At 62.2% G+C, this 14542-nt stretch carries 18 protein-coding genes; 10 read left to right on the plus strand and 8 right to left on the minus strand.

Going from position 1 to position 14542, the window contains the following annotated elements; all coding sequences use genetic code 11:
* Positions 1-209 precede the first annotated feature (209 nt).
* Together VF716_RS02440 and VF716_RS02445 are read left to right on the plus strand one after the other, a co-directional pair.
* Positions 210-680 carry a Dps family protein gene (locus tag VF716_RS02440; protein ID WP_011913917.1) on the plus strand — a complete coding sequence of 157 codons (471 nt, stop codon included), beginning with the start codon at positions 210-212 and terminating at the stop codon, positions 678-680.
* Between the two features lie 244 nt (positions 681-924).
* Positions 925-1533 carry a cold-shock protein gene (locus tag VF716_RS02445; RefSeq protein ID WP_049341487.1) on the plus strand — a complete coding sequence of 203 codons (609 nt, stop codon included), beginning with the start codon at positions 925-927 and terminating at the stop codon, positions 1531-1533.
* Positions 1534-1578: 45 nt separating this feature from the next.
* Here VF716_RS02445 and VF716_RS02450 read toward each other — a convergent pair whose 3' ends face one another.
* Both VF716_RS02450 and VF716_RS02455 read right to left on the minus strand, forming a co-directional pair.
* Positions 1579-1785, minus strand: coding sequence for a SlyX family protein (locus tag VF716_RS02450; protein WP_049341489.1), 207 nt, complete (start codon positions 1783-1785; stop codon positions 1579-1581).
* A gap of 2 nt (positions 1786-1787) precedes the next feature.
* Entirely contained in the window at positions 1788-2210 is a 423-nt protein-coding gene (locus tag VF716_RS02455; RefSeq protein ID WP_049341491.1) for an HIT family protein, read from the minus strand.
* Between the two features lie 438 nt (positions 2211-2648).
* On the opposite strand from VF716_RS02455, the gene VF716_RS02460 reads away from it, so the two are divergent.
* The 4 genes from VF716_RS02460 (at position 2649) to VF716_RS02475 (ending at position 7335) form a co-directional block, all read left to right on the plus strand.
* Positions 2649-3944: an OprD family porin gene (locus tag VF716_RS02460; RefSeq protein WP_011913921.1), complete on the plus strand. Its 1296-nt coding sequence runs from the start codon at positions 2649-2651 to the stop codon at positions 3942-3944.
* A 155-nt stretch (positions 3945-4099) separates the two neighbouring features.
* On the plus strand, positions 4100-5815 hold the full coding sequence (locus tag VF716_RS02465; protein WP_045158678.1) for a proline--tRNA ligase: 1716 nt from the start codon (positions 4100-4102) through the stop codon (positions 5813-5815).
* A 9-nt stretch (positions 5816-5824) separates the two neighbouring features.
* The gene (locus tag VF716_RS02470) at positions 5825-6757 is read left to right on the plus strand and encodes a hypothetical protein (RefSeq protein ID WP_019406607.1); all 933 of its coding nucleotides are present in this window, start codon (positions 5825-5827) and stop codon (positions 6755-6757) included.
* A gap of 5 nt (positions 6758-6762) precedes the next feature.
* Entirely contained in the window at positions 6763-7335 is a 573-nt protein-coding gene (locus tag VF716_RS02475; protein WP_011913924.1) for a lytic transglycosylase domain-containing protein, read from the plus strand.
* A 7-nt stretch (positions 7336-7342) separates the two neighbouring features.
* Here VF716_RS02475 and VF716_RS02480 read toward each other — a convergent pair whose 3' ends face one another.
* Positions 7343-7798 (minus strand): TlpA family protein disulfide reductase, encoded by a 456-nt coding sequence (locus VF716_RS02480; protein WP_011913925.1) that lies wholly within the window; start codon positions 7796-7798, stop codon positions 7343-7345.
* 223 nt (positions 7799-8021) lie between these two features.
* On the opposite strand from VF716_RS02480, the gene VF716_RS02485 reads away from it, so the two are divergent.
* A complete protein-coding gene (locus tag VF716_RS02485) occupies positions 8022-8411 on the plus strand; it encodes a hypothetical protein (RefSeq protein ID WP_014597237.1) in 390 nt (129 codons plus the stop codon).
* Between the two features lie 2 nt (positions 8412-8413).
* On the opposite strand, the gene VF716_RS02490 is transcribed toward VF716_RS02485, so the two are convergent.
* Positions 8414-8611, minus strand: a complete 198-nt coding sequence (locus VF716_RS02490; RefSeq protein ID WP_014597238.1) for a hypothetical protein — start codon at positions 8609-8611, stop codon at positions 8414-8416.
* 147 nt (positions 8612-8758) lie between these two features.
* Positions 8759-9991, minus strand: coding sequence for a virulence factor BrkB family protein (locus tag VF716_RS02495; RefSeq protein WP_014597239.1), 1233 nt, complete (start codon positions 9989-9991; stop codon positions 8759-8761).
* A gap of 156 nt (positions 9992-10147) precedes the next feature.
* Between VF716_RS02495 and arsC the strand changes: the two genes are divergently transcribed.
* The 3 genes from arsC to VF716_RS02510 are packed head-to-tail and all read left to right on the plus strand — an operon-like array spanning position 10148 to position 11506.
* Entirely contained in the window at positions 10148-10501 is a 354-nt protein-coding gene (arsC, locus tag VF716_RS02500) for an arsenate reductase (glutaredoxin) (RefSeq protein WP_041755611.1), read from the plus strand.
* On the plus strand, positions 10498-11103 hold the full coding sequence (wrbA, locus tag VF716_RS02505) for an NAD(P)H:quinone oxidoreductase (protein ID WP_440551584.1): 606 nt from the start codon (positions 10498-10500) through the stop codon (positions 11101-11103). The genes arsC and wrbA overlap by 4 nt, the downstream gene beginning before the upstream one ends.
* Entirely contained in the window at positions 11096-11506 is a 411-nt protein-coding gene (locus VF716_RS02510; RefSeq protein WP_011913930.1) for a DUF2069 domain-containing protein, read from the plus strand. The genes wrbA and VF716_RS02510 overlap by 8 nt, the downstream gene beginning before the upstream one ends.
* Before the next feature lie 40 nt (positions 11507-11546).
* On the opposite strand, the gene hda is transcribed toward VF716_RS02510, so the two are convergent.
* From hda to VF716_RS02525, 3 genes are read right to left on the minus strand one after another with little or no spacing between them, the layout of a single operon-like run.
* Positions 11547-12251, minus strand: a complete 705-nt coding sequence (gene hda, locus VF716_RS02515) for a DnaA regulatory inactivator Hda (RefSeq protein WP_013983450.1) — start codon at positions 12249-12251, stop codon at positions 11547-11549.
* A complete protein-coding gene (locus VF716_RS02520) occupies positions 12248-13345 on the minus strand; it encodes an AI-2E family transporter (protein ID WP_440551588.1) in 1098 nt (365 codons plus the stop codon). Before VF716_RS02520 ends, hda begins: the two co-directional genes overlap by 4 nt.
* A 60-nt stretch (positions 13346-13405) precedes the next feature.
* Positions 13406-14464: a DUF2066 domain-containing protein gene (locus VF716_RS02525; protein WP_440551591.1), complete on the minus strand. Its 1059-nt coding sequence runs from the start codon at positions 14462-14464 to the stop codon at positions 13406-13408.
* Positions 14465-14542: the final 78 nt, after the last annotated feature.

Below are 14542 nucleotides of genomic sequence, written 5' to 3' on the forward strand. Positions count from 1 at the left end.
GGCATAAGCGCGGGATTATATCCGCATAATCAACAACGCGCAGCCGCCAGCCCTTAGCAACACCGATTCACCGGCCGATCGATTGAACCCTGAACCATATGCCGCCTTCCAATCCGTGACCCATGGGCCTTCGCCGACGCATGACACTTCACAACGCGCAGCTGTTTTCTGGCATAACTAAGGCCTGAACCATCCACCAGGAGAAACACATGGAAATCAACATTGGCATCGCCGAACAGGATCGTGCAGCTATCGCCGAAGGGCTATCCCGCCTCCTTGCCGACACCTACACGCTTTACCTGAAGACCCACAACTTTCACTGGAACGTGACGGGGCCGATGTTCAACACGCTTCATACCATGTTCGAGACCCAGTACACCGAACTGGCTGTCGCGGTCGACGATATCGCCGAGCGCATCCGCACCCTCGGCTTTCCGGCGCCCGGCACCTATGCCGCCTACGCCCGCCTGAGCTCGATCAAGGAAGAGGAAGGCGTTCCGTCGGCCGAGGAAATGATCAAACTGCTGGTTGAAGGCCAGGAGGCGGTGGTCCGCACCGCTCGCGGCATTTTCCCGCTGCTGGACAAGGTCAATGACGAGCCCACCGCGGACCTGCTGACCCAGCGCATGCAAAGCCACGAAAAGACGGCCTGGATGCTGCGCAGCCTACTGTCGGCATAATATTCCTGCGGCAGGGCGCCCTGCGTGCCCTGCCCCCCCACATCCGACATGCTCCATGCGACGCAGTCCCGCGCCGCTCGCTCATTTGAGCCCCCTTCGCCTTTGCTGTTAAATACGCCGCGCTGCAAGCCAGCCCGCGCGGTTCCTCCAGAGCAGTTTCAGCCCTGAGCGAACGACGTTTACCACGAGCATCCTGGCCTGCGGCTTCTTCCTGTCGTGTTATTAACCGTGAGCCATACCAAGAATGCTTAAGATCGTTCATGTCCTGGCGGGCGTCATTGCCCTGCTTTTGTCATTTGTACCCAGTCTACGCGGCGGAATGCCGCTTCTCCTGCAGCCCGAAGCCTTGTGCCTGCTGATGCTCGGCCTGCTGAACGCCCAGTTCGCTCCTTCTGCCAAACTGGACGACAGCCGAACCCGCCCCGTCATCATCGCCACATCGGCACTCCTACTGGTCGCCATTGCCCTGCAAGCAACCATCCTGCTCGCCCCCTTGTCGCAGATCGCAGGCCAACCGGCTACCCTGGCCAGCGTCTTGCTCGCCCTGATCGCCGTCCTACTCCACCTTGCCACGCCCCAGGAACGCCCGACAAAGGTAAAACCCGCGCACCAGAAAGCGAGCCCCCTGTCGGCAGCCGGACGCGAATCGGGCACCGTGAAGTGGTTCAACACATCGAAGGGATTCGGCTTTATTTCCCGGGATAGCGGTGACGACGTATTCGTGCACTTCCGCGCAATTCGCGGCGAGGGCCACCGCATTCTCGTGGAAGGTCAGCGCGTGGAATTCACCATCATGATGCGTGACAAAGGCCTGCAGGCCGAGGATGTCGTCACCGTAGATTCGGCCCGCTGAGACGGTCCAGCAGCGAGCGAGACCGGCCAATCTCGCTCGCAATAATTAATAGTGAGGCGGCGGCGCCTCATCTTCGCCCGCATCCAGCGAGCTCTGCATTTCCTCCTGCCGTCTCGCCAGCGCACTCAACTGAAGTTGCAGACGCTCCACCAGTCGCTGCTGCTCGACCAGCACATCGTTGAGCGTCTGAATGGTGTCATCCTGAAAGGCCAACCGCGCCTCCAGGTCTGTTACACGGGACTCCAGATCCATCATCATTCCTCGAAACGAAAATCGCCGGTAAGTACCAACCGCAGCTTTTCCTTGATCGCCGCTACCTGACCCTCGGTATAGTGCTGCGCCGGCTGCTTGCCCCAAACAGGCGCCGGCCAGGCCGCATCGTCCCGACGCCTGGCGATGACGTGCATATGTAGTTGTGCAACTACATTACCGAGCGCGGCGACATTCATTTTGTCCGCACCGAAGGTATCCTTGACGGTTTCGGCCAGCGCAGTGGTTTCTCGCCACAACGCCTGCTGGTCGACCGGATCGAGCTGAAACAACTCGCTTATCTCCTCGCGCCGCGGAACCAGAATGAACCACAGATAATGAGCATCGTTCATCAACAGCAGCCGGCACAGCGGGAAGTCCCCGAGCGGCAGGGTGTCCTGCTCCAAACGTAAATCGAGAACGAACATGACACTCCCCTTCGACCTGATTGTGAAGCAGTGCGGGACTGCACTACCCGAACACTCAGAAGCATACTCCAGACAGGAAAGCTAACAACCCTGACCTGTCTGCGCGAAGATGGGGCCGCACCATCAGAACGCGCCCCCTGAAGGTGCAACAGCGCTTAACTGGATGCCATGAAGTGTAGTAAAAGCCTCGAAAATGCATTTGGGTGCGCTTTTTGCAGAAGAGCAGGTAGCAGGCGCTGCAAGGGCTTCAAAACGCCGCAATAGGCGTCACACAGCTTGCTCTAGCGCTGCACTAGGGCTACACAGTACATTCTCTGGATGGCTTTTCGCGAACAGCGGCCATAACTGGCTAAAGCCTGATGCGGGACTAAGAAGTTGCACCCTTTCCGCTCACCGCGGACGGGCAAGCACCAAATTCAAACCAAAGGAGCAATCACAATGAAAGTGATGAAGTGGAGCGTAATCGCCCTGGCCGTAGCGGCGGGCACCTCCCAGATGGCATTGGCCAGCCAGCAATCGGAGTCCAAGGGATTTGTCGAGGACGCGAGCCTTGATCTGTTGCTGCGTAACACCTACTACAACCGTGATTACAAGGACGGCGCTGACGACGTACGCAGCTGGGGCCAAGGCTTCATCACCACGTTCGAATCCGGCTTCACTCAAGGCACCATCGGCGTCGGCGTAGATGCCTACGGCATCCTGGGCGTACGCCTGGATGGCGGTCGTGGTTACAACTATGGCGCCATGTTCGAGCGCGACTCCAATGGCGACCCCGAGCGCGACCTGTCGCAAGCCGGCGCAGCCATCAAGTTCCAGGTATCCAACACCGTCCTCAAATACGGCAATCAGATGCCGATGATGCCCGTGCTCACGTACGACGACTCCCGCCTGCTGCCCGAGTCGTTTACCGGCACGCTGATCACTAGCAACGAAATCGAAGGCTTGGAACTGAACGCCGGCCGCTTCACGGCCGACAGCTCCATGCCTTCGTCGAGCCGCGACGACGTCGGCCTGAAGAGCATCAACGTTGTCGGCGGCACATATGCATTCAACGAGAACCTGAGCGCATCGCTGTACTACGCTGACAACGAAGACGTCGCCAAGAAGAAGTATGCGAACGTCAACTATGTGATGCCGTTCAGCGGCGAGCAGGCGCTGAGCTTCGACTTCAATATCTACCGTTCCGATTATGACAAGGACTATGTCCAATTCGCCGACGCGGATCGTGACGACGATGGGAATATCACACAACTTGCTGATCGCGAGTCGCACGACAACACCATCTGGAGCCTGGCTGCCAAGTACTCCGTTGGCGCCCATGCCTTCATCCTGGCCCATCAGCGCGTAAGCGGAGACCGCGGTTACGATTACGACATTGGCGATGGCGGTTTCTCCATCTGGGTCGCCAACTCTTACTACTCAGACTTCAACTGGAAGGACGAGCGTTCCTGGCAGGCTAGCTATGAGCTGGACTTCAGCAGCTTTGGCGCACCAGGACTGTTCTGGAAGACCGCCTACGTCTACGGCGACAACATCGACACCGGTGCTGGCGAAGGCAAGGAGCGCGAGTTCTTCAACCAGGTCCAGTACGTCGTACAGAGCGGCCCGGTGAAGGACCTGTCTCTCAAGCTGCGCAACTCGATCTACCGTTCCAATGGCGCTCTGCGTGACGCTGGCAGCGCGGACCTGAACGAGATCCGCGCCTTCATCGAATACCCGCTGAGCATCCTGTAACCCAGGCGCGCAGCTCATTCGATGCAAAGGAGCCCGGCGAAAGCCGGGCTCTTCGTTTCCGTCGCCCAAGCGACCGTACCTGTCCTGTACGCCGCACCACGCGCGCCGTACAATGCCGAGCCTAATTCCAGCCTCTGCAAGGACATAACGGCCACATGCGCACCAGTCAGTTCCTGCTCTCAACCCTCAAAGAAACCCCTTCCGATGCCGTGGTGATCAGCCACCAGCTGATGTTGCGTGCCGGGATGATCCGCAAGCTGGCTTCCGGCCTCTACACCTGGATGCCGATGGGGCTGCGAGCGCTACGCAAGGCCGAGGCCATCGTTCGCGAGGAAATGAACAAGGCAGGCGCACTGGAAGTCCTGATGCCCGCCATCCAGCCGGCCGAGCTGTGGCAGGAGTCCGGGCGCTGGGAGCAGTACGGCCCCGAATTGCTGCGACTGAAGGATCGTCACGACCGCGAATTCTGCGTGGGCCCTACCCACGAAGAAGTCATTACCGACCTGGCCCGCAATGAGCTGAACAGCTACAAGCAGCTGCCGATCAACTTCTACCAGATCCAGACCAAGTTCCGTGACGAGATCCGCCCGCGCTTCGGGCTGATGCGCGGACGCGAATTCCTAATGAAGGACGCCTACTCCTTCCATCTCTCTCAGGAGTCGCTGCAGGAAACCTACGATCGCATGCATCAGGCGTACTGCAACATCTTCACCCGCCTGGGCCTGAATTTCCGTCCGGTGCAGGCCGACACCGGCTCCATCGGCGGTACTGGCTCCCACGAGTTCCATGTGCTGGCCGAATCCGGCGAGGACGACATCGCCTTCAGCGATAGCTCCGACTACGCTGCCAATATCGAGAAGGCTGAAGCCATCCCCCGCGAAACCGAACGTGCTGCAGCCACTGAGGAGTTGCGCCTGGTCGACACGCCGGACGCCAAGACGATCGCCGAACTGGTCGAACAGTTCGGTCTGCCGGTCGAAAGAACGGTGAAGACGCTGGTGGTGCATGGTGTCGAAAAGAACCAGCTGATCGCACTGATCATCCGTGGCGACCACGAACTGAACGAGATCAAGGCCGCCAACCTGGAACAGGTCGCCAGCCCGCTGGTGTTTGCCTCCGAAGCCGAGATCCGTGCCGCCATCGGCGCAGGTCCTGGCTCGCTGGGCCCACTGAAGCTGCCGGTTCAATGCGTGGTCGATCGCTCCGTCGCCCTGATGGCGGATTTCGCTGCCGGCGCCAACGTCGACGACAAGCACTATTTCGGCCTGAACTGGGAACGTGACCTGCCGCTGCCGCAGGTTGCTGACCTGCGCAACGTGGTGGCTGGCGATCCGAGCCCGGACGGCAAGGGCTGCCTGGTGATCAAGCGCGGCATCGAAGTGGGTCATATCTTCCAGCTCGGCACCAAGTACAGCGAAGCGATGAACTGCCAGGTCATGGGCGAGAACGGCAAGCCGGCGACCCTGATCATGGGCTGCTATGGCATCGGGGTTTCCCGCGTGGTGGCTGCGGCCATCGAGCAGAACTACGACGAGCGCGGCATTCTCTGGCCGGACGCCCTGGCGCCATTCCAGATTGCGCTGGTACCGATGAAGTACGAGACCGAGGCGGTTCGCGAAGCCACCGACAAGCTCTACGCCGAACTCACCGCAGCCGGCTACGAAGTCCTGCTCGACGATCGTGACAAGAAGACCAGTCCCGGCGTCAAATTCGCCGACATGGAGCTGATCGGCATCCCGCACCGTATCGTCGTCAGTGATCGCGGGCTGGCAGACGGCATGCTGGAGTACAAGCATCGCCGCGATGCCCAGCCGCAGCCGGTCGCCGCATCGGAAATCCTGTCCTTCATCAACTCGCGTGCTCATCGCTGATCGGAAACCATGCTCAACCGACATCTTGTCGCTTCAACCAGCGCCGCGCTCTGTGCGGCGCTTCTGCTTGGCGGCTGCGCCAATCACCTGCCTCAGCGTAGCGAGCATGAGGCCCGCACCGAGCGCAAGCTGCTCGACCACAGCCTTCGCATCGAGCTTGGCGAACCGCAGGTACTCGAGCTGCCACAACGGCGAATTCGTGTGCAGGAGCAGAAGACGTTCGAAGTGACCGACTTCGAAGTCACCCGTCGTTATGACCGCTACACGCCCTACCAGCCCTGGCGTGAGCTGTACGAGATCCCGCTGGGTGCAGTCGCGGTGGTGGCAGGCGTCGGGGCCAATGTGCTCAACGTGGTGCTGCTCGGCAATCTGCCCGAGCAGGCGACTCGCGGCTGGATCAGCTACGGCTTCGCCGGAATGAACCCGTTCATGAACGTCGAATCCAACGGTCGCTCACAGCAGAACCTTGCCAGCATCAATGAACAACGCCGGGACGCACGCCTCGAATACACCAGCCTGCCTTGGGCCGAACGCCCGGTTCTGGTTGTCGCCGGTCCGCATACGCATGAACTGTCGACGGACAGATTCGGCGTGCTGCGCCTGAACCTTCTCGACGGGCCCTTCGCCGACCAGGACATCTCACAGGTAGGCAAGCTGCAGCTATCCGTGCAAGACGCTCAGGACGGCACCCGTGCCGACGCCACGCTACTGGTCAGCCACAAGCTGCGCGGCAAGCTGCAGGAAGCCCATGACCTGATCTTCGACGATCTCGAGGGCGACGATGTGGCACAGTGGGTACATCGCGTTCGCCGCCTGTCGGAGCTGGGGCTGGAAGAAGAAGCCAGCGAACTGGAGCAGAGCCTGATCGAGCTGACACGCAACGATCCGGAGCTGCAGCAGCAGTTCCTGCAAAGCCTGATCGAAGGCAGCGACGGGAACTGAGCACGATGAAGCTGCGCGGTATCGTGCTCGCATTGCTGCTGCTCGGCGCGCTGCCGGCGGCGGCCAACATTCGCCAGGCTCCGGAACCGGAACTGCGCGAGTTGATGCAGCGTACGGTCGCCGAGGCGGACAGCTTTCAGGATCGCTTCGATGCCGAGGTCTGGCTGGTCGACATGTCCGGGCGGCTCAAACGCTATGTCCCGGACGCCGAGGAGCGCCTGTCGCTGCTGAGGCTGGTCCATCGGGAGGCGAGCAAGGCCGGACTGAAGCCGGAACTGGTGCTGGCGCTGATTCATGCCGAAAGCCGCTTCGACCGCTTCGCCATTTCCAGCGTCGGTGCGCAAGGCATGATGCAGGTGATGCCTTTCTGGAAAGCTGAACTGGGACGCCCCCAGGACAACCTCACCGACAATGCAACCAACTTGCGCTATGGCTGCACGATCCTCAGCTACTACCTGCAGAAGGAAAAGGGCGACATCAATCGGGCGCTGGCGCGCTACAACGGCAGCCTCGGCCAGAATCGTTACCCGGCCAAGGTGATCGGTTTCTGGCAGGATTTCTGGTACGTCAAACCCTGACCGGACTTCACTGGTCTTTCAGGCGAGCCAGATGCGCCAGTATTCCTTCGGCGGTCTGCTCACCCACCAGGCGCTGGCGGACGGTGCCCCTATCGTCCACCAGATAGGTAACGGGCAACACTTCGCTACGGGACAACTGCAGACGCTCGGCCGGATCATCGCTGAGCACGCGAAACCGAATTCCCAGGGTTTCGGCTGCCTGGGCAAGCTCCTCGCCACGCAGCTCATCGAAGTTGACCCCCAGCACCTCAAGTCCGTGATCGGCTTCGGACAATGCATTCAGCTCGGGAATCTCGGTTCGGCACGGCCCGCACCATTCGGCCCAGTAGTTGATCAACAGCCAACGCCCCTGCAACTGCGCCGCGGTGATTTCGCGCCCATGCTGATCGACACCCCAGCCGTTATCGCAGGCCGACAGGAACAGGCAGGAACATAGAAGGAGCGAAGCGAGCGGTCTGGTCATGGTGGCTATCCCCTACACACAAGGCAGAGCATACCGCCTCCCTCGCCGCAAGGGCACCTCAACCGCACCATATCCTGACGGAGCCACCGAAGGCGCCAAGTTACCGGCGCGTTTTTGTCGTTATGCGAGTCGGGTCACGTGGTGCGGCGGCCAAGTGCACAGTTTTGCCACGGGTGCGCTGCCTATAATTCCGCACCCATCACCGCCTGCCAGTAGCGAAGCCATGTCTCAACATCACGACAAACTGATCGGTACCGTACCCGCACGCATCGTCGAACAAGCCGTCATCGCGCTGACCACCTATGAGGGCCGCGTCGCCGAATACAACGTTGCAAGCTGGCTGCAACTGCAGGGGCATCCAGGGTTGACGGTGTCGCTCATTGCCAAGTACCGCGATGGCCAGCAGCTTCGCGAAGCGGCCGTAGACCACGGACGCACCGACGGCGCCGGCAAGATCCTGCTATCAGGCGTCGCGCGACTGCCAGTTCGGCACAAGATCGAGGATCTGCAGATTCATATACGCCCTGCCGCGGCGGTCACGGCGGTAATCGTCGAAGAGCTGTTCGTGCACCCGGTCGAGCCCGTTGCGCAGAAACAGGCCATCCAGGCCTGAAGTCAGCCGCTGACCACCTTCGGCTTTTCCGACTGGCATACCGCATCGGCACTTGTGGTGCCAGTCAGCGCATCGGCACGATCGACCAATGATTCGGGCCACTGCGTAAAGCGCAGACCGGTCAGACGATTCAACGCCTCGAGCGCCGCATCGGGCGCTCGCTGATGCAGATAAAGAATGGTGCTGCGCTTGCCGTTCATCAGGCCGTCCTCTCAACTATCCAGGTTATAGCCAGAAGCGTGCCAGCGTTGAGCCGTCCGGCCGCACGCGTGGCTGCGCGCGTCCCAGCGCAGGGAAATCGAGCGCCCATGAGCGCCGTTGATATCTGGGCCTGCGCATTCCTTCCGTTACTGACGTTTTTTGTCACCGTTCGCCTGTAGCCAGTCCGCCAGGCTGCCGCCGAACAGATTGGCCTGTTCTTGCTGCAGCAATTCGAGCGAGCGGCGCAATGTCGGGTACCAGGGCTCATTGAGCTGCTCCGGTAGTTCGACTCGCGCCGAGAGCGGCCAGGGATTGCAACGCAGCAGCTGATCCAGGCTGTAGTGATTCAGATCGCGGCACAGCACCCAGCCACCAGACCCGGTGCGACAGACCAGCTGCTCCTGCTCGAAGAAGCCCAGGATGTCGTCCCACTCGTCCTCCGGCAGCCTGAGCCCCGCCTTGTGCAAATCACGCAGATGCAGCTCGCGCCCCTCCTGCTGCCGCTCGTGCAGGTTGCGCAGCAGCATCAGCATCACCAGCAGACGCGGCAGTGGGCGTCGGCGCCACTGTTGCGACGAGGAAAGACCACAGACCAGTTCCGCGCCGAACAGCACGATCATCCATGAGAGGTAGATCCACAACAGAAACAGCGGCACCGCCGCGAAAGCGCCGTAGATCAGCTGATAGCTCGGAAAGTAGCTGACATAGACACCGAACATCTGCTTCGCCGCCTCGAACAGCACCGCAGTGAAGACCCCACCCACCAGGGCATGCCGCAGCGGCACCCGGGTGTTGGGAACAGCGGCGTAGATCAGGGTGAACGCCGCCACGCTCAGCAGCAGCGGCATGACCTTGATCAGCGTGCCGACGCCGATAAGCGCATACGGCCCGGAAATGAGCGACAGCGAGGCGATGTAGGTGCTGGTGGCAAAACCGGCGCCCAGCAGCAGCGGGCCAAGGCTGAGGATGGCCCAGTAGAGCAAGAAGCTGGAGACGCCTCGGCGCGGCTGGCGGACGCGCCAGATGGTGTTGAACGCCTTTTCGATGGTCAGCAGCATCATCAACGCCGTGGCCATCAGAAATCCCACACCGAACCAGGTGAGCTGGCGCGCCTGGCTGGTAAAGGCGAGTAGGTATTCCTGAATGGTCGCCCCGGTGGACGGAATGAAATTGTTGAAGATGTAGAACTGGATCTGCTCGCCAACCCCCTTGAATGCCGGGATCGCCGAGAGCATGGCGAAGGTAACGGTCATCATCGGCACCACGGCGAACAACGTGGTGTAGGTCAGCGCCGCAGCACTTTGCGGTCCCTGATCGGCCATAAAGCGCCGAACCAGGAAACGGCCGAACTCGAACGTGTTGTCGATGCGCTGATGCATCCCTTCTCCTTACTGGGCTGTTGCAGCCATTGGCGCGACAGCGCTTACGACCACAGCCCGAGACAAGCGTGCCCGGAGCTGGCGAGGCGCCAGATTTCGGCCAGCGTCCCTTTGAGGGTTAGAATGGCCACCTCATCCGGCCTGACGCAACTACAAATGACCGAACTCACTCTGTACCACAATCCGCGCTGTTCCAAATCGCGCAGCGCGCTGGAGCTGCTGGAGACCCGCGGGCTGACACCTGCCATCGTGCGCTACCTGGAAACGCCACCGACCGCTGCGCAACTGCGTGCGTTGCTCGACAAGCTGGGGCTCTCCGCCCGCCAGCTGCTGCGCACCGGCGAGGATGAATACAAGAGCCTCGCGCTGGCCAATCCCGAACTCAGCGAAGCCGAGCTCATCGAGGCGATGGTCGAACACCCGCAGCTGATCGAGCGCCCAATCCTGGTGGCAGGCGACAAGGCGATCGTCGGTCGCCCGCCGGAAAGAGTGCTGGAGATCCTGCCGTGAGCACGCCCTATATCCTGGTGCTTTACTACAGCCGTCATGGCGCCACCTCCGAGATGGCCCGGCAGATTGCCCGCGGCGTGGAAATGGCCGGCCTGGAAGCACGCCTGCGCACGGTGCCCGCCGTGTCCACTGAATGCGAAGCGGTCGCCCCGGCCATTCCCGATGCAGGTGCCGTGTATGCGACCCTGGAAGATCTGAAGAATTGCGCGGGCCTGGCCCTCGGCAGCCCGACGCGCTTCGGCAACATGGCAGCGCCGATGAAGTACTTCCTCGACGACACCAGCAGCCTGTGGCTGACCGGTGAACTGGTTGGCAAACCGGCCGGTGTCTTCACCTCGACCTCGAGCCTGCATGGCGGCCAGGAAAGCACCCTGCTGTCGATGCTATTGCCTCTGCTGCATCACGGAATGCTCGTGCTCGGCTTGCCCTACAGCGAGAACGCACTGCTGGAAACGCGCGGTGGCGGCACTCCGTACGGTCCGAGCCACCATGCAGGCGCGGATGGCAAGCGGCTGTTGGACGAACATGAAATCGCGCTTTGTCGCGCCCTGGGGCAGCGCCTGGCGCGCACCGCACAGCAGCTGGAGACCCCGCGTGGCTAAGAAGCGCAAACCCTTGCCACCGCTGGAGTGGCTCGCCCCCCGGGTGAAATCCAGCCGGGTGATCAGCCTTGCCAGCTTCTTCGGACTGGCAGCACTGCTGGCCGTATGGAACCTCGCATTCGCCGACTTGCACGGCGCACGCATCTGGGTCGTGCTCAGCATCCAGCTCATACCGCTGGCACTGGTCGCGCCCGGCATGCTGGCCGGCAGCCCGCGCGCGCATGCCTGGACCTGCTTTATCGTCAACCTGTACTTCATCCAGGGCGTGCTCGCCGCGATCGATCCGGCACGAATGATCTACGGCGTGCTGGAAGCGGCCATCAGCCTGACGCTCTTCGTCGCGGCGCTGCTGTATACGCGCTGGAGCTATCAATACGAGCGCAAGGCCGCCGGCGAGGCCTGAACGGACGGCGGAAGCGCAGCGATGCGCGCCCGCCAATCCTCTACCAGCCCAGGGTTTCCTTGAGGAAGGGGATGGTCAGCTTGCGCTGCGCCTGCAGCGACGCCTGATCCAGCTGGTCCAGCAATTCGAACAGTGCATTCATGCTGCGCGAGCCGCGGGTCAGGATGAAGCGACCGACATCGTCCGGCAAGTTCAAGCCGCGGCGCGAGGCGCGCAACTGCAACGCCCGCAGCTTGTCCTCGTCGGAAAGCTGCTGCAGCTGGAACACCAGAGCCAGACTCAATCGCGACTGCAGATCGGGCAGCTTGATGGCCAGCTCGCGCGGCGACGCATCGGCCGCCAGCAGCAAGCGCCGCCCCGCATCACGCAGCCGATTGAACAGATGGAACAATGCCTCTTCCCAGATGGCGTCGCCAGCCACGGCATCCAGATCGTCCAGGCAGACCAGCTCGCTTTGCTCCAGGTTGTCCAGCAATGCCGGGCCATACTCGGCAACCTCGGCCAGCGGCAGATACACGGCCAGCTCGCCACGCTCCTCGACCCGCAAGCAGGCTGCCTGCAGCAGGTGGCTGCGACCGACGCCCGGCTGCCCCCAGAGATAGATCAGCTCGTCGGACCACCCCGCGGCAGGCGAACACAGGCGCTCGACATAGCCGAGCGCCGCAGCATTGGCGCCCGGGTAGAAGTTGGCAAAGGTGGCGTCGTCGCGCAGGCGGACGCCCAGGGGAAGCTGGATGGGTTTCATGGCTGACCGGGTGGTTCGGCCGGTGCACCGGCGGGCTCGGCGTAAAGGTCCGAGAGTTTATAGAGATCGTGCACGTGGCGCAGCAGAACCATGATCACCGCTGCCACCGGAAGTGCCAGCAGCACACCGGCAAAACCGAACAGCTGCCCACCGGCGAGCACGGCGAAGATCACCGCGACCGGATGCAGCCCGATGCGATCGCCCACCAGCAGTGGCGTCAGCAGCATGCCTTCGAGCATCTGCCCCACGGTAAACACAACCGCCACGCCGATGAGCGGATAAGGCGCCAGTCCGAACTGGAACAGCGCGGCGATTACCGCTGCACCGATGCCGACGACGAACCCCATATAGGGCACGATGCTGGCGAGCCCGGCCAACACGCCAATCAGCAGCCCCAACTCGAGCCCCACCAGCATCAGGCCGGAAGCATAGATAATCGCCAGCGCCAGCATCACCAGCAGCTGACCACGCAGGAACGCGCCGATGACCTCGTGGCATTCGCTCATCAACCGCACCACCATGCCCTCCCGCTTGCGCGGCAGCAGACTGCGCAGCTTGAGCATGATGAGGTCCCAGTCGCGCAACAGATAGAAACTGACCACCGGGATGAGCAGCAGATTGCCGATCCAGGCCAGCAGCGCCAGGCTGGAAGCGGTGGCGCGGCTCAGAATCATGCCTAGCACATCGGTGGTGCTGCCCAGGTGCGCGGTGAAGGCCGCCTTGAGCCGATCGAGCTGCCAGAAGCCGTCTTCCAACCCGAATTGCGTCTGGACCCACGGCAACGCCACGTGCTGCAGCCAATCCAGAGCCAGTGGCGCCAATTGATACAGCCTGACCATCTGCTTGCCCAGCATAGGCACCAGCACTAGCAACAACACCAGCAAAAGCAGGCTGAACAACGCGAATACGGCAATGACGCCCCATGTGCGTGACAGCCCCCAGCGCTCCAGGCGATCGACCAGCGGATCGCCCAGATAGGCCAGCAGAACGCCGATCAGAAACGGCGTCAGGATGGGGGTCAGCAGATACACCAGCCAGATGCACAGCAACAGGCCCGCCAGCCACAGCCAGCGGTTCGAATCATTCATGGTCATGCTCGATGGCTTCCTTGCAGGACAGTTGTCTCGGTTGGGGCTCGATCGCAGGGAGGCGGATCACCAGCGGAAGCGCAGCACCGTGCCGCCCTGGGAGTCTGCTGGCGGCTGGGCGGGTTCAGTGCCTTCCGGCCCTTCGCCCATCGGCTGCCGCGCATCCAGTGGCAGCTCGTCCTCGCTGACCTCGTGCAATCGTGCCAGCGACAGCTGCGCACGCAGCTGCTCGGGGCTGGCGTTGACACGGTAGACCAGGCGATCGCTTTCGACCCGTAGCAGGCTGCCGCCGAAGGGTTCAAGCAGGCGATCCAGTTCAGCGAAGCGCGCCACGTCGGCGCCGATGATCTCCAGGGTGATATCCGAAGCGGCGCCCGGCGCGACCACATAACGCGGCGCAAGATACTGACTGACCGCCAGCATCACCGCGTCAGCCAGCGCCTCGAGGTTTTCACCCTCCGCCTTGCCATCGCGCTGACCATCGTCGAGCCACACCTTCCACTGTGCCTGCCAGCCGGAGTCGCCTTCGCGTGCGTGCACCGCCAACAGCACATCGGCATCGTAGCGTTCGGAGGCCTCGCCCAGCGTCTGCTGGCTGTTCGCGCCGAGCGCTTCGGGCGTGGCGAGCAGCTGCTCGGACAGATCGGCCAACGGCAGGCGCAACGGCAATCCGCGATGCTGCGCAGCGGCACGCAACGGCGCAGCGCTGTCCTGGCCGTCGCCGACCAACTGGGTGCCTTCGACCCGCTCGTTCAGCCACCAGCTCAGCACGCTCGGCCGATTCGCCCCCCACAGCGCTACGCCGGCGCGACGCAGGCTGCGCTCGGTGGTGCCGGGGTCGAAGTCGACGACGATATGCTCACCTTCATAACCATACTTGCTGATCAGTTGTTGCGGATCTTCGCGTAGGGCGGCAACAGCCTGGCGCTTGCCGACCTCGGCGTCGCCGGTCAGGCGCAGCAGCAGCGTGTCGAATGCCCGCTGCAGGGCGGCAGCGCGCTCCTGCGCCTGCTGCCCGGAGACGGCCTCATGCACCTGATACAGGCCTCTGAGCTGTTCGGCCTGGCTAGGCAATGCCATGCCCAGCGCAAGGCACAGGATGAGTGAACGGTAGATAAGGCGCATGATCGATTCTCGCAGGCAAGCCGGGGCAGGATTGTGGGGCGACAGGACGCTACACCTTAAACAGGCGGCCCAGAGGCG

Origin of the sequence: Stutzerimonas sp. Brlt_14, assembly GCF_051948915.1 — a bacterium.
In the GTDB taxonomy this organism is placed as follows: domain Bacteria; phylum Pseudomonadota; class Gammaproteobacteria; order Pseudomonadales; family Pseudomonadaceae; genus Stutzerimonas; species Stutzerimonas stutzeri.